The organism is Cohnella sp. GCM10020058 (genome assembly GCF_042683485.1).
Lineage (GTDB): Bacteria > Bacillota > Bacilli > Paenibacillales > Paenibacillaceae > Cohnella.
On record NZ_JBHUJV010000002.1, the window covers coordinates 393,928 to 409,547 of the forward strand.

General features: G+C 60.1%; 8 protein-coding genes. 4 read left to right on the plus strand and 4 right to left on the minus strand.

Going from position 1 to position 15,620, the window contains the following annotated elements:
• Positions 1-21: 21 nt before the first annotated feature.
• From ACFSR7_RS04825 to ACFSR7_RS04840, 4 genes are all read right to left on the minus strand, one after another.
• Entirely contained in the window at positions 22-7,596 is a 7,575-nt protein-coding gene (locus ACFSR7_RS04825) for an S-layer homology domain-containing protein (RefSeq protein WP_378159404.1), read from the minus strand.
• Between the two features lie 1,166 nt (positions 7,597-8,762).
• On the minus strand, positions 8,763-9,602 hold the full coding sequence (gene hisJ / locus ACFSR7_RS04830; protein WP_378159405.1) for a histidinol-phosphatase HisJ: 840 nt from the start codon (positions 9,600-9,602) through the stop codon (positions 8,763-8,765).
• Between the two features lie 11 nt (positions 9,603-9,613).
• Positions 9,614-10,777: an iron-containing alcohol dehydrogenase gene (locus tag ACFSR7_RS04835; protein ID WP_378159406.1), complete on the minus strand. Its 1,164-nt coding sequence runs from the start codon at positions 10,775-10,777 to the stop codon at positions 9,614-9,616.
• 73 nt (positions 10,778-10,850) lie between these two features.
• Positions 10,851-11,048, minus strand: coding sequence for a hypothetical protein (locus ACFSR7_RS04840; protein ID WP_378159407.1), 198 nt, complete (start codon positions 11,046-11,048; stop codon positions 10,851-10,853).
• 291 nt (positions 11,049-11,339) lie between these two features.
• On the opposite strand from ACFSR7_RS04840, the gene ACFSR7_RS04845 reads away from it, so the two are divergent.
• From ACFSR7_RS04845 to ACFSR7_RS04860, 4 genes are read left to right on the plus strand one after another with little or no spacing between them, the layout of a single operon-like run.
• Entirely contained in the window at positions 11,340-12,428 is a 1,089-nt protein-coding gene (locus ACFSR7_RS04845) for a D-alanine--D-alanine ligase family protein (RefSeq protein ID WP_378159408.1), read from the plus strand.
• The gene (gene alr / locus ACFSR7_RS04850) at positions 12,422-13,597 is read left to right on the plus strand and encodes an alanine racemase (RefSeq protein ID WP_378159409.1); all 1,176 of its coding nucleotides are present in this window, start codon (positions 12,422-12,424) and stop codon (positions 13,595-13,597) included. Before ACFSR7_RS04845 ends, alr begins: the two co-directional genes overlap by 7 nt.
• Positions 13,546-14,421, plus strand: a complete 876-nt coding sequence (locus tag ACFSR7_RS04855) for a D-alanyl-D-alanine carboxypeptidase family protein (RefSeq protein WP_378159410.1) — start codon at positions 13,546-13,548, stop codon at positions 14,419-14,421. Before alr ends, ACFSR7_RS04855 begins: the two co-directional genes overlap by 52 nt.
• Positions 14,411-15,559, plus strand: coding sequence for an acyltransferase family protein (locus ACFSR7_RS04860; RefSeq protein WP_378159411.1), 1,149 nt, complete (start codon positions 14,411-14,413; stop codon positions 15,557-15,559). Before ACFSR7_RS04855 ends, ACFSR7_RS04860 begins: the two co-directional genes overlap by 11 nt.
• Positions 15,560-15,620: the final 61 nt, after the last annotated feature.

Sequence of the window (15,620 nt, forward strand, 5' to 3'; positions counted from 1 at the left end):
CGGTCCCGAAGCGCATTTGCTTTATTTCATTTCAATCAGATTAAAGATCGCTTGTGCGGCTTCTGCGCGCGTTGCCGTGCCTTTCGGCGCGAACGTGCCCGCTGCCCGTCCCTTGAGCAATCCGAGCGCGTTCGCCGTATCGACATCGGCCTTTGCCCAGACGGCGATGCTGCCGCCGTCGGAGAATACGGCCGCGGCAACGCCAGATGTTGCTGCATTTGCGTGGAGCGTCTTGTATGCCTTCACGAGCATCACGGCCATTTCTTCGCGTGTGATGCGTCCGTTCGGGTCAAAGATGTCCGCGCTTTTGCCGGATACGAGACCCGCTTTCGCTGCGATCGCGACATATTGGGCGTACCAGGCATTCGAAGCGACGTCCTTGAAGGAAATCGCGCCTTGGTCCGTCAGCCCGAGCGTCTCGACGAGCAGCTTGGTGAACTCGGCCCGGGTGACGGTGCGGCCCGGTTCGAACTTCGTATCCGTCACGCCGGAGACGATCTGCTTGGCCGCGAGCGAAGCGATCGCGCGGGACGCCCAGAACGTAGCGGTCACGTCGGCGAACGAACGCTTGACCTCCAGCACCGCGTATTTGCTGAAGTGGCGGACATTGACGGTCCATACGCCGTTCTCGAGCGTCCCCCCGACGTACGCAAGCTTACCGTCGTCGCCGATATAATATACGCCCGTCAAATCCGGATCCGTGGCGGCATTCGCTGCCAGGCTCAGCGTGATCGGCGTACTGAATTGGCTCATCGCGGTCGTCGTGCCGTCAGAACCGTTTGCTTTTAAGCTGAATTCGTACACTTCTCCCGCTAGCCTGATCGTGCTTCTGCCGTTTTGAGCGTTCTTCCCGATCGCCGCTTCCGTATCGGATGCGCTGACCGGAGTCATTTGCAGCTCAATGCTCGCATCCGCGCGCGCGCCGGCCGGCAGTTGGGCCAGGAGCTGCGTCAGCAAGACGGACGGCAGCTGTACCGACAAGCTGCCTTTGTTAAGCACAAGCGCGCGATCCCCGATCGCCGCCAGTGCGTCGGCGTTCAGCTTAACATCGGTCGTTCCGGCAGCCAGTTCCACGCTTGCCCGGCCGCTGTCCAGCTTGATGCTGTCTTTCGAAATCGTTGCCGTACCGGCTGGCGTCGGTGTCGGCGTTGGCGACGGTGTCGGCGTCGATGACGACGGCGGCGGAGTGGATGTCGATGGCGGAGGCGTCGACGAGGTTTCCGTCTTCGCCGGCACGACCACAAGGATTGCAGCCGTGTCGCCAGTCGTCGCATCCGATGTACGCGTGACCGTCAGGATCAGCTTCACCGTCGTTTCGGCAGTTGGCGGCACGATCTTGCCGTCCGTGCCTATCACCGTGGAGTCGCTGCTCTTGATTGCGATCATGTAGCCGCTTGGCACCGTCGGCAGTACAAGCTGCGTCGCATCCTTTTCAGGTGCAGCGATGCTCGCGATGCCGGCTGCAATCTCCGCCGCCGTCGCGTCTACCTTTTTAAGCTCCGTCGTATTCCTCACGCGAATCCGCAAGCCGCCGGAGTAGCCGCCGGACACACCGACCGCTTCCAGCCGATCGCCGATTTGCAGAACCGGGATCGGTCCGCTTTGATTGATGATGTAACCGTCCGCGAACACGAGCACCGGTCCCGATCCGTCGTCGATGACATAAGAGGTATTGTCCGGAATTTCCGTTACCGCACCTGTCACTTTTACCAATCGTCCCTGGTTATCCGAAGACACTGAAGCTGCCGTCGACACCTGGGTCGGCTCCTTCGGCGCGCCTGCGCTCACCTTGACGACGCTCTTGTCAAAGCCGTCAAATTCGAGTTCGAAGTTGTTCTCGAACACTTTGACGTGACCGTATACACGAACGACGTCTCCAAGCTTCAGCGCATTTTCCGGCACCTCATTAAACGCCATGATGCCGCCGGTCGCGTCCTCCAGATAGAAGGCGTCGAAGAATACGCCGGCCGCGCTGGTTACGGTCCCTTGGACGACCACTTCCGAGCCTTCGGCAAGCTTGCGCGCATCGCCGATCGAAGTGACGACCGTATCGCGGTGAGCAAGCCAGTTCATCGCGTTCATGGCGAGCTCGTTGTTGCCTTTATCGTTATAGCTCTCGTCCATCTGCTTGTCGTTAAATACGTTCATGCCCGAAACGATGACCCGTCCGGCCCCCAGCTGCTCGCTCGCGATTGCCGGGATGACGGCGCCGCCGGTCAGATTCGCCGGTGCCGGCGAGGTCGACACGTTGTAAGTCGCCGTATCGGCTTTCATCTGCGACGAGATTTGGAACGTCGAGTCGTTGCCTCTCGCCAAAATCGTGACGGTATCGCTGTTCGCAAGCGGAACCTTGTTGCCTGCGCCGTCATTTCTGGCCAAGCTCGAGCCGCTATAATACTCCAGCGTCGATACGAAGTCTGTCACGTAGCTTGCGACAGGCGACGGATGCAGCCGCACGGAATAGTTGGAGGTCAGCGGCGTGCCCCAGAAGTTGCCGTACGCAGTTTCGTCCGCGATGCCGTCGTTGTTGATCAGGATCGACGAGCCGACCGCCGACAGGAGCGGGTTCAGGTTCTGGTTTGAGCCGCTGAAATTACTCTTATCCGCGAGCCAGAGCGAGCCGCCGGCTGCGACGAACGCTTTGATCGCGTCGATCTCCGACGATCCGTAGGCTGAAGACGGATGCGAGATGTAGAGAATCGAGACGCCGCCGAGCGCCGCGCTCGTAATCGCGTTCCCATTTTCAACGACGGTATAGCCTTCCAGCCTCATTTGTTTGGTGAAGGATTTCAAGTTGTCCTTGTACGTGCCCGTATCCTTCGTCGTATTTTCATTGTTTTTGGAAGCGTCGATCAGAATGGTTTTCCCGAGCGGCGCCTTGATGGACAAGGCTTTCTCGTAGGTGCTCAGCTCCTGATCCGCCGTCTTCAGCGTGACGATCAGCTTGTGCTCGCCGACCGGCGGCGTTGCCCAGACGACGCTTGCCGTCGCGGACTGGCTGCTCGCGAGCGCCTCGATCGAAGCCGTGCCGATGAGATGCTCGGCATCCTGCTTGTCCACGTAGAACGTTGCCGTAATCCCCGAGACGTCCTCCGTGCCCTGATTGCTGAGGATCGCGTTCAGCGTGGCCGCATTGCCGCCGACGATCGCGCCGTCAGCCGCTTCTACGCTGCTCACCTTGACGGCGACCGGCACTTCTTCGGACCAGAACGGCGCCGAGTAAATCTGATCGCCATCGGCCTGCGTTACCCGCACGATGAACCATTGCTGCCCGCCCGCCACCGTCACGGTCGGCTTCCAGTTGAACGAAGTCGAGGCCGAAGACGGCTTGTAGGTCTCGGCGATGGTGCCGCCGTTGGTAATCAAGTCGACCTTGGCGACATTGTCGTTCGTCGCCGCCGGCAGGTAAGCGTAATGCGGGTCCGATTTGTCTTCCCACACGTCGTCGCTGCCCGAGATGTTGAACGACAGCGTCTTGCTGTCTACGGTCGATCCCATATACCAGCCGTTTGCGGATGCGTCCAGCTTGGCGTTCGGATCCTCCGTCATGTACACGCGCATTTTTTTCATGGCGTCCATAAGCGAGTCCATCGATAGGTCCTTCGCGACGATAACCGTACGCCGCTTGGTTTTGCCCCAGGTCGCATCATGATTGTCCTCGCCGTAGGTCGGCGCGATATGCCAGCCCTTGTCGAGCGCACTGAAGTAGATGTCCTCCATGTTCGTGTAGGAGTACTTGCCCGAACCGTTGCCCACTTCGAACATCGTGAACAGCTTGTCCACTTTTTTGTCGTATGGCAGGAAGCTGTTGAATGCGCCCGTCGGCGCGTTCGCATGGTTGAACTGCGCGACCACGTCGTCGTAGGTCAGCACCCAAGCATAATATTGGTTCAGATTCTGATACTTGCCGCCGTCCTGTATCCGGTCGATGAAGTTCTCCGTTCCGAATACGTTGGAATGCCCCCAAGTCGTTGAGGTCATCTCGAACGCCGGGAAAACGACGAATTCTCCGTCTTTCGTGTTATCCGCCGAGATCTGCTTCGTCAGCGCCCAGTCGGAGCCGCCCTTGCGCTCCGGCATGCCGCCGTGCGAGGCCGTATCCGCGTCCGTGCCGCGGATCGAAGCGTCGATGTCGTGCGAGTGGTCGGAAAAGGCGAACCAGTCGTAGCCGTAATACTTGGCATCGTCCAGTGCCTGCTGCGGCGTGCCCGCGGCATCATGGGAAATATTCGTATGGTTGTGCGTCGTGCCGTAATAATGATTGCCGCCGGTGAACCGCGCCTCGATGGTGAAGGTCCACTTTTTTACCGAGGCATTGCCGAGATTGTCCTTGACCGCGATCGCGACCTCGTGATCGCCGATCGCCAGGTCCTGTGCCGAAGTCAGCGTCAGCTCGACGCTGCCGGGATTAACGACCGCCGAAGACGTAAAATTCGTTCCATCGATCTTCAGGCTGACGGTACCGGTCGCGATGCCGTTCGGATCGGAGAGCGTAGCCGAGATAACGGGATGCTGGGTCTCGATCCTATCGCCTTCGGCCGGCTTCAGGTTTGTGACCGCAGGTCCGTCGAGGTCCTCGACGATATCGACGACGTAAGGCTCTGCCGCAGATCCGGAAGTGACGCTGTCGGCGCCGGATACCGCCTTGACGTAGAAGTACAGCTTGCCCGACTGTGGCACGTTCGCTTGCGCGATCTTGCCGTTGTAGCTCAGTTGGTCGGCCGACGTCAGGGATATGGACGTATAAGCGTCTCCCGCCGCTCCCTTGTAGAAGAGCGTGACGGAATCGGCGAACTTGGCCTTCGCTTCGAAGGACAAGTCCATCCCCGTGTAAAGCTTGGCGGGTGGCGTATACGCCAGCTGCAGCTCGCCCTTGATGTCACTTGCGGAACGAGGCAGCACCTTATAGCCGCTGTCGTACGGCGAGACCAGATCCGATTGTGCCAAAATGCCCGTGAACGTGAAGGTCTCGTTCAGCGTGACGGCGGCAGCCGCGGAAATGCCCGTCGACTTGAGAAGCTGTACGACCGCCGTATTGCCCGCCGCATCCGCCACGGTCAGGCTGACGTCGGAATCCGAGGTCGGGATGTTCGTGACTTTGCCTTTAAACGAGACGAGCTTGCCTTCAAGCGGCTCGGCCGTCGTGGCGGCATTAATTTTCGCCGCGTCGACGGCGACCGGCGCCGGGAGAACGTCGGCGCCGAGCTCTGCGGCACTGTCGGCCAGCAGCTTCGTCGCGCCTCCGGCGAACGCGATCGTGCCGGTTACCTTGACCTTCGTGCCGAGCGCGACCGGTGCGGCGGGAGCGGCTGCGGCGATTATATTTACTGCGCCCGTCTCGTCCTGGATGTAATAATGCGTCGGAGAGGTGCCGAGCACGCCGTTGCCGACCGTGACGACGCCCGTCAGCTCGGCATGCTCGCCTGTATGCACCGGAAGGCCGCGGCTGTCGACGATCTTCGCGTCGGCGATCGTCAGCGGCTCAGGCGTGTAGCCCGCGGCGTTGACCCGCGTATAGACGCTTTCGTTGCCGGCATAAGAATGCGTAACATACACGCTTTTCTCGCCGCCCGGATTCGTGACGGACAGGCTGAAAGCGCCGTCCGGGCCGGCAGTGGCGCTGCCCGCGGACGACAGCACGCCGCCGCTTAACGTATACGCGCGAACTGTGGAGCCGGCTACTGCCGCGCCTGCTGCACCCGTCAGCCCGGTCGTGCCGTTGAAGACGATTTTATCGGCTGCGGGTTGGCCTTTGTAGGCGCTGTTCTTGACGACAATCTCGGCCGGATTGGCCGCCGCCTTGGGCACCCAGGTCGTGAAGTCTTTGGAAGCGTCCTTGGTGTAGCAGACGCCTGCGGTGCCGAACGCCGCGCGCGGGTCCGTGCATGCCGCCGTCTTGCGGATAATGACGCCGCCCGCGATATCCGTGGCGATAAACGGCGCGCCCCAGAACATCGTCTTGCCCGCGAAGACCGTATCCGCGTTGGCATACGCGAGCAGGTCGACCAGGTTGGCGTCCGTCGGGCTCGAGACCGCGACGCCGCTTTTCTGGATCAGGCCGATGATGCCGCCCGTGCCTGCGGAGCTTGCGCCGGAAGTGTTGAGCGTCGACCCTGCCGTCGTGTCGGAGTCTGCGGCGACCGGCAGTGCCGGTGCCGTCGAAGTCGCGCTGGTCAAAGGCGATCCCATCACGAGGAAGTAGCTGTGCGCCTTGATCACGCCGCCGATCGGCATCTGATTGCTGGTAGCCGAGAAGCTCGAGGTGCCGGAAGAGGAATAAGCTACGACCCAACCGGAGAGGTCGATGTCGCTGTCCGTACGGTTATATAGCTCGAAGAAACGGTTTTTGAAAATGCCCGCTGCGCCGCCGTTCACCATTACCTGGCTGAACACGACATCGCCGGCGTTAACCATGGTCGAAGTCGAGCTGGTGCGGTTGACTGTAACGGATGCGCTGATGAGCTTGCCCGCTGACTTGGCTACGATCGTCAGCTTCTCCGCGGTAAGTACGGGCGAGAACGTCAGCCCGAAGGAACCGTCCGAAGCGGCTGTCGTTTCACCGACCGGCGTCGTGCCGTCTGCCAGCAGCGCGTAGACGGCGGCGCCTGCGGATACGGCACCCGGAAGTCCCGTCACGGTCTTGTAATCCTTATAAGTAATCTTGGAGGAAACGGGAGTGGTCGTAACAGGAGCAGAAACGCTAACCTTAGCGCTCTCTGCTTTGCCTGCTTCTACGGCGGATACGAGCAGCGACGTCTTCCCCGACGGATTGTTCACCGTCATGCTGAACGCACCGCTGCCGTCGGCCACCGCCCGGTCGATCAGCGTCGTAGCGTCGGCGTATACGTATACCGAAGCATTCACGGACACAGCGCCCGCTGCGCCCGAGAGTGTCTGCAGATCTTCAGCGAGCGAGAGCTTGCCGGCAATAGGCGCGGCCGTCGTTTCGACCGGCGTTTCGCCGCCGCCCGAGATCGGGGTGCCGGAGACGACGATGTCGTCGAGCCGATTCGTGCCGCTGCTTGCAACAGCACTGGCACTGCTGATTGCTACGGTCGATGTATTCAGCCATTTAAGGTACAACTTGCTTTGGTTAGAGGCATCGGCAGGCAGCGTAATATTCGAAAGGCTGGACCACGCGCCAGGAGCAAGAGAGACGGCTGCTCCGTTCACGTCCGTGTAATCGATGCCGTTCGTGCTGTACTGCAGCTTGAATTCTTTGGGGCCGGTATTCGAACCGTATTGCTTCCATGACAACACGATATTCGAGTAATCGTCAGTATCGATGATCGTGGTCCAATAGCCGGTTCCGGCTTGCCAGTTGGTCGTACTGATCGCTTTTCCGGCAACCCCCGTCACATAACTTAAGGTGCTGGAAGGTCCGCCACCAACATCCATCTTGGCGATTCCTGCATTTGCCGGAGTACCGCCCGTCGCCAACGGGGAAGAACCATCGAAATCCCAGCTTGCGATCGTAGTTGGGCTAGCGGCCGCGGCCGGCTGAACGCCGACCATTTGAACCAGCAGCGAGAACAGCATGATAAAGGCCATCGCGGCTGCCGGCCACTTTTTCGTATATCTGATGCGATTGGTCATGGGAGACCTCCTGAAAAATTACGATTAATTGCGACTTCATTCGCGGGGATCAACTTGAAATAAATTCCTTTATCCGGTAAATTAAAAAAGACTTTGCGCGCAACAGGAAATAAACCCTGTCCAAGTGCGGGTCGACGAACCGTTATCCGAGCGCCTCGCCAAAAGCCATCGGGTAACGGTTTTATTTACGATAAGTTGCGGTCATCGCAGCGCCCCTTTCAGCGACCAGCCACCATCGCTGATCAGATGCTTAAGTAAAGAAGCCAAGGCGTGAACAAATGTAAAAAACCAAATGTTACATATGTGTTCCTTTCTTCAATATAGTTTATATACCTCTCACTTGTAAATAAGAGAACGGCAAAACAGGGCGAAATTTATCATTATACGTCATTATAATTTACATAGAGTTTACAAATGGTTTGAGGGCGTGCATTTCTATAAAAGGAATGGCGAAGCCCCTACCTAATATTTTCCAATGAAGTTGCGGTTGGCAAGCATAAGGTCGGTCATTCACGCCGGGTCGAGCAGGCACGCCAATTTCAGCAGTTTGGCGGATAATCGAAACTGGAGTCGCGCGGAACGCTGTCGATGGCTCATGCCTGTCATTGGCTATCCGCCAGCCGTGCCGATGGGCTCGCGTATCGTCGACAGCGTGATTCCTTTGCCGCAAAACCTGCAAATATGCAAATATGCATCTATTTCCGCCGAAGTCGGCCCTTTTAAACAGGATAGATGCAAATGCGCAGTTAATTTACTCCATCGTTTGAAATTCCGGCTTGTGCTTTGGATTTCCCTGCACTTTTGCAGGCATTTCATCAGGTACCGTCGGTCGGCAGAAATACATGTATAAAAAGTCAATTTCATAATTCAAAAAGTCGCTAGCTTAAACAAACTTAATCAAAGATTTGACGAATAACGTTCGGTTTTGGGCTTATTTCCGAATCTCAGAGGTTCTATTTTGTATTAAAAGTTCGGATTTATTCTGGTAAAAAATGTTTATGAAATTGACTTTAAATGCAGGTTTTGGGGCCTGCAAGCCACCACCGAATAGCTACGCATGCCGAACGTGCGCTTACCTGCCCACGAATCGCCGCCCATTTCTCTAACAGATAAAAAAAAAGACGCGATCCTTGCGGATTCGCGTCTCCTTCTATTTCTCGGCTTGCTCAGCGTCCGCCTCCAGCGGCGACGGCCCGTTCGAACCAATCCCAGTCCGCGCCGACTTCGGCCGGCTTGTGCGTATCCGAGCCGTAAACCAGCTCGATGCCTTCGGCAATGCAGCGCGCGATGAGCCACTCGGGCACATAGGCTTCGCCGCAGGTCGGCTTGCGGAACCCCGCCACGTTCACGTCCAGGCCGAGACCGGCCGCCTTGAGCTTCGGCAGCAGCGCCTCAAGCCGCACTCGCGCCCGCTCCTCGTCCATCGGCGGCAGCTCGCGCCGAAACTTGCGGATCAGGTTGACGTGCCCGATGCGCCTGCGGATCGACTTGGGCAGCGTCGACGCCCAGACGATCGCGCCCTCCACCGCATCGTAATAGGCTTCCACGACGGCGTCCATCGAACCGTAATGATCCAGGAACGCGTCGGCGAAATCTTCGGGCGTAAAGTCGATGCAGCGCATGCCGCCCTTGCCCGGCAAGTAGTGCACGGACACGACGATATCCTCCAGCTCGCCAAGCCAAGGCGCGAGCAGCCGGTCGGAATAATCCGTCATGCCGGGCAGGTAGTCCATCTCGAGACCGACGGCAACCTCGATGCGATCGGCGTAACGCGCCTTGACAGCCGCGGCGTAAGCCATGTATTCAGGCAGCTCGCGCTCGGGCATCGCGAGCTCCGCCATCAGCTTCGGATCGTCCACGTACCGGTCCGGCAGCGGCGGATGCTCGCTCAGCGTATATCTGGCGAAGCCCAGATCGATCGCGCGGTCCAGGTAGGCTTCCGATTCCGCAGAGCTGCCATGATAACAAAATTTCGTATGCGTATGTCCGTCCCACTTCAACGCCATGCCGCAGCCCCCTACAGACTCATCTCGAGAATTCGCTTTACGTCCGCCTTCTCGAGCTTCTTGAAGGAGCCGATCGGTCCGAACTGTACGGCTTCGTCCGCCATGCGGTCGAGCTGTTCGGCGCCGATACCGAGCTCGCCGAGCGTAGCCGGAGCGCCGATGCGCGTGAAGTAGTCGCGGGTTGCCTGGATGCCGGCGAGCGCGAGCTCCTCGGCGGATTTGCCAGCGGGATCGATGCCCCATACCCGCTCGGCGAATTGGGCGAACCGCTCGGGCTTGGCCGCATAAACGTACTTCATCCAATTCGGGAAAATGATCGCGAGACCCGCACCGTGCGCGATGTCGTAGATGGCGCTGACCTCGTGCTCGATGCCGTGGGTCGCCCAGTCGGTGACGACGCCGTTCGGCAGCGTGCCGTTCAGCGCGTACGTGCCTGCCAGGAGCAGGTTGGCCCGCGCCTCGTAGTCTTCGCCGTTCGCGAGCGCCTTCTCTCCGTTTTCGATGACCGTCAGCAGCACGGACTCCGCGAAGCGCGATTGAAGCGGCACGCCTTCCGTCAGCGTGAAGTACTGCTCGAATACGTGCGATATAATATCGACGATCCCATTCACCGTCTGGTCGCGCGGCACCGAGTAGGTCAACTGCGGGTCCAGGATGGAAAAGCGGGGATAGACCAGCTTGCTCCCCAGTCCGCGCTTCTGCTTGGTCTCCCAGTTGGAGATGACGGCGTTGCCGTTCATCTCGGAACCGGTCGCCGCCAGCGTCAGTACCGTGCCGAGCGGCACCGCGTCCTCGATCCGGGCTTTGCCGATCGTGAAGTCCCACGGATCGCCCGCGTACTTCGCGCCCGCCGCCACCGCCTTGGCCGCATCGATGACGCTGCCGCCGCCGACGGCCAGGATGAACTCGATTCCCTCTGCACGAACGATGTCGACGCCTTTATGTACCGTGGACAGGCGCGGATTGGGCTCGACGCCCGGCAGCTCATGCACCGTCGCGCCGATCGTCGCAAGCTCGGCCAGCACGCGGTCGTAGAGCCCCGACTTCTTGATGCTGCCGCCGCCGTAAACGAGCAGGATCTTTTTCCCGTAAGGTTCGACCAGCGATCCCAGCTTCGAGACCGTATCCTTGCCGAACACCAGCTTCGTGGGGTTGTACAATTCAAAATTGTTCATGGAGCGGCAAACCTCCGATAGCGATTGGATTAAGGGCGAAGCCTGAACGCGTCAAGCTGCGCCAACATCCTTATTATACAGCGCGCGCACGCTGCGAATCCAACGCTGCCGAACCGCTTAAAACTTGAACCTTCCGAGCGACGCCGAGAGCGATCCGGAGCGCGTCTCCAGCCGCTCGGACAGCTCGACCAGGCTGCGGCTTGTCCGCCGTCTCGCCGATCGTCTGGGACGCCGACTTTTTGATCGACGCCTCCATCATATTGCTGGACATGGCGTAAGAAATCCAGTCCGCCGCCAACACCTTCAGTACCGCACATAAAAAACGATGACGATACCCTGAAGCCGACGCTCTTCCACATGCGCTTCCCATCGATGCTATTTCTGGCCGCGGTCCGTTGCCACATCTCCATCGCTCCTGCATATGCCGTGAAAGCGTTACCTTTATCGCTATGTTTTTCATTCAAGCAATCTTAAGCAATCCTTAAACTTTCGTTTCATCCTTTTTAAAAGTTGGCGGTTATCTTGTAGATATCGACGCGAAACGCGAACCGGAGGTCATCTGATGAAAACCAAATTGTACGTCGTGTATGGCGGTAAGTCCGTCGAACACGAAATATCGCTCAAAACGGCCCGCACCGTCCTCAGTGCCGTCGACGAATCCAAGTTCGAGCTGTTCCCGATTTACATCGCCCGGGATGGTCGTTGGTGCGCGCCCGAATCGCTTGAACGCTCCGGGACCGACGCGCAACGTCTCGTTGCAGAGCCGGCGCATGACAACGTGGCCGCTTCCATCGGCGATGTTCTGCTCCGCAAGCTGGCACTGCCCGGCAAAAAAGTCGTTCTGCCTCTGATCCACGGCTCCTATGGCGAGGACGGAACGCTGCAAGGGCTGCTGGAAATGCTGAACGTCCCGTACGTCGGCAACGGCGTGCTGTCCGCGGCGCTCACGCTAGACAAGGCCATGTCGAAGCAGGTGCTCGCGCAGGCCGGCATCCGTCAGGTCGAGCATCAGGTCATTTTACGCGGGCAATGGCTGGCGGACGAGCCCCGATGCCTGGCCCTGCTGGAAGACGGGATCGGCTATCCCTGCTACGTCAAGCCTTCCTCGCTCGGCTCGAGCATCGGCATCAGTCGCTGCGAAAATCGGAGCGAGCTGCTCGCCGGCATCGCAGAGGCTCTGCAATACGACGCCAAGCTGGTCGTCGAACGCGAGCTGACCGGGCGGGAGATTCAGGTGGCGGTCATGGGAAACGAAGAACCGATCGCTTCGCTGCCGGGCGAGTTCATCCACGAGCATCGCTTTTTCGACTTCGCGTCCAAATATTCGGACCCGCGGCTGCGCATGTCGATTCCGGCAGAGCTGAGCGAAGCGCTGACCGGACAAGTCCGGTCACTGGCGCTGCAGGCTTACCGGGCCCATGGCTGCGAAGGACTTGCACGCGTGGACTTTTTCCTGGATCGCGACGGGCTGCTGTATCTGAACGAAATTAACGCGCTGCCCGGCTTTACGTCCGCCAGCATGTATCCGGTCATGTGGGAGCGGACGGACGGTACGACGTATGCCCGGCTGATTGAACGGCTGATCGACTATGCTTTCGTCCGTCATGAGGCCAGACAGGCGCTCCGATACGAGAGGCAAACCACATGCTGAGGGAGACCTGGGCGGAAATCGATCCGGGCCGCATCGCGGACAACCTGCGCGCCATTCGCAGCACGCTCCCCGCGGGGACCAAGCTGATGGCCGTCGTCAAGGCGAACGGCTACGGCCACGGCGACTATGAGGCCGTCGATGCCGCCAGACAGGCGGGAGCGGATTATTTGGGGGTGGCCTTTCTCGAGGAAGGGCTGCGGCTGCGAGCCGGAGGCGTGAAGCTCCCGATCCTGATCCTGACGCCGATCCGACCGGAACAGGTCGAGCTGGCGCTGGCGCAGGATCTCATGCTCACGGTTACGGGCGCGGAGTGGTTCCGGGAGCTGCGAAGGCATACGCCCTCGTTGGCCGGCCGCAAGCTGCGCGTCCACGTCAAGGCGGACACCGGGCTTGGCCGGATCGGCTTCCGGACGGAGGCGGAATGGGATGCGCTCGTTCCGTGGCTCGCTGCTCCGGATATCGACGTCGACGGCTTCTATACGCACTTCGCAACGGCTGGGCAGGCGGATACGGCCTACCTCGAGCGGCAAGCCCGCCGATTCGCGGCGCTGATGGAGCGGAGCAAAGCGAGCGGCATCGCCGTCCGTCACTACCACTGTGCGGGCAGCGCCGCGGCGCTTCGCTTCCCGGGCCTGGCGCTCGACATGGTACGGATCGGCGCCGCGATGTACGGCTTTTATCCGGCGCGGCTCGCGCCGCCCGTCGATCTGGCGCCCGCGCTCAGCCTGCACAGCTCGCTCATGCAGGTCAAGCGCGTCCGCCGGGGCGAACATATCGGCTACGACAACGCCTACCGCGCCGACGCAGATGAATGGATCGGAACGGTCCCGATCGGCTACGCGGACGGCTGGTCGCAGCGGATGCGAGGCGCCCCGGCTTTGGTCCGCGGACAGCGCGCCGAGATCGTAGGCAAGATCTCCATGGATCAGCTGATGCTTCGGCTGCCCGGGCCCTGTGCGCCGGGCGACCGGGTGACACTGATCGGGCGCCAGGGGAACGAGCGCATCTCGTTCGCCGAGCTGGCGGCCCATATCGACGGTCCTGCGCAAGAGATCACGACCGCACTGACGGCGCGCGTCGCCAAAATATACGCAAGCGCGAAGGAGGCTCCTCATTCATGGAACAACGCATATGGTCAACCGCAGCGGCGGGAGCCGACCGTCATCTGAACGAGTCGAAAGATCAGGATCATCGTATGATTAGCGTGGACGCCACGGCCGTCTTTGAAGGACATCTCCTCCTTGTTAACCGCAAGCATCCGGTACGCGAACAGATTACAGCGGACAAGCTGTCGGATCTTCATCCATATCCCGCGATACGTGCGCTCGCGCCGGGGATTCAATTGGAACAGAAGGCGCTCGCTCGTCTGAACGAGCTGCTGGCGGCCTGCCGCGGCGCGGCGGACATCGTGGCGGTCAGCGGGTACCGGACGTCGGCCGAGCAAACGGAGATTTACGAATCCTCGCTTCGGGATAACGGCCCGCAGTACACGGCCGCTTATGTCGCCTGGCCCGGCTGCAGCGAGCACCAGACCGGACTCGCCGTGGACGTCGGCTTGGCGGGCGACGGCGAGCTCGACTTCATCGCGCCGGACTTCCCCGACAGCGGCGTCTGCCTTGCCTTCAAGCGACTCGCCGCGCAGTATGGCTTCATCCAGCGCTACCGCGCGGGCAAGGAAGACGTCACCGGCATCGCCTGCGAGCCGTGGCATTTCCGCTATGTCGGAGAGCCGCATGCCGAGATCATGGAGCGGGAGGATCTGTGCCTGGAGCAATATGTGGAACGGCTTCGCCGCTCTTCGTTCGAAGGCGAACGGCTTGTCATCGAAGACGGGCGCCGGCGTATCGAGATCTATTACGTTCCTGTCGGCGGCGGCAGCGCTGTCGAGGTGCCGATTCCGGATTGCGATTATTACCGCCTGTCGGGCGACAACGTCGGCGGCATGATCGTGACGGCTTTCAGCGGCAAAAGGCGGCGGTCCTTTGACGGCTAGATCAACTAAATCGGCCGGATCGACCGGATCGACCGGATCAGCGGATTCAGCTAACTCAGCTTATTCGGCCAAAACAGATTACCGCGGCTTGTCCTGGCTGAAGCTTATCGCCGCCTTGCTCGTTGTCGCCAATCATACGGGACCGCTTGCCCTATTCGGCCCTAAAGCCGACTTTTTGGCCGACAACGCCCTCACCCGAATTGCCGTTCCGATCTTCTTCATGACCTCCGGCTTTTTCTACTTCCGCAAGCTCACGGGCGACCCGCTCGCCGACCGGCGCCGCCTTGGCCGCTATATCGGCAGCATCGCGAAGCTGTACGCCATCGCCATCCTGCTGTACCTGCCGCTCAACCTGTACAACGGCTACTTCACCTCCTCGCCCGGCGCGCTTTCCCTGCTGCGGGATCTGGCTTTCGACGGCACGTTCTATCACCTCTGGTACTTGCCGGCGCTGATGATCGGCATCTCGATTCTGCATGGGCTGTACCGCGTCCTGAACACGGCTTCTGTCATGGCCATCGCCTTCGCGCTGTTTGCCGTCGGACTGCTCGGCGACAGCTACTATGGCTTCATAACGAACAGCGACGTCCTGACAGGATGGTATAAAGGAATGTTCCACGCGTTCGACTATACGCGCAACGGGCTGTTTTTCGCGCCGATCTACCTGGCGCTCGGCGCGCTCGTCGCCAGGCGCCCGCAAACGGCGAGCCGTCCGGTCGTGAACGCAGTTTTATTTGCAATCTCCTTGTCCGCCATGCTTGCTGAGGCATCCTGGCTGCACGACGGTTTGATTCCGCGGCATGACAGCATGTATGTGTTCGCGGTACCGGCCGCTTACTTCCTGTTCCTGTTGGCGCTCCCCTACAAGGGTCCGGCGAAGCGCGGGCTACGGGAGGCCCGTGCGTGGATCTACGTCCTGCATCCCCTCGCCATCGTGCTCGTGCGCGGCGCGGCCAAAGCGGCGGGGCTGCAGCCGTGGCTGATCGGCAATAGCCTCATTCACTTCGCCGCTGTTTGCTTGTTCTCCATCGCAATGGCTGCCGCCGTGGTTCGCCTGCCCGCCCTAAAGGCGAGTCAGCCCGTCGTCTGGCGTGGAACGCGCAAAAAAACCATCAGGGAAGATCATAGATCCTCCTGACGGTCCTTTGGGGTTTGAAGAATGTCCGGTGTTCCCGGCCAAGGCTCCTATCGATAGCTCA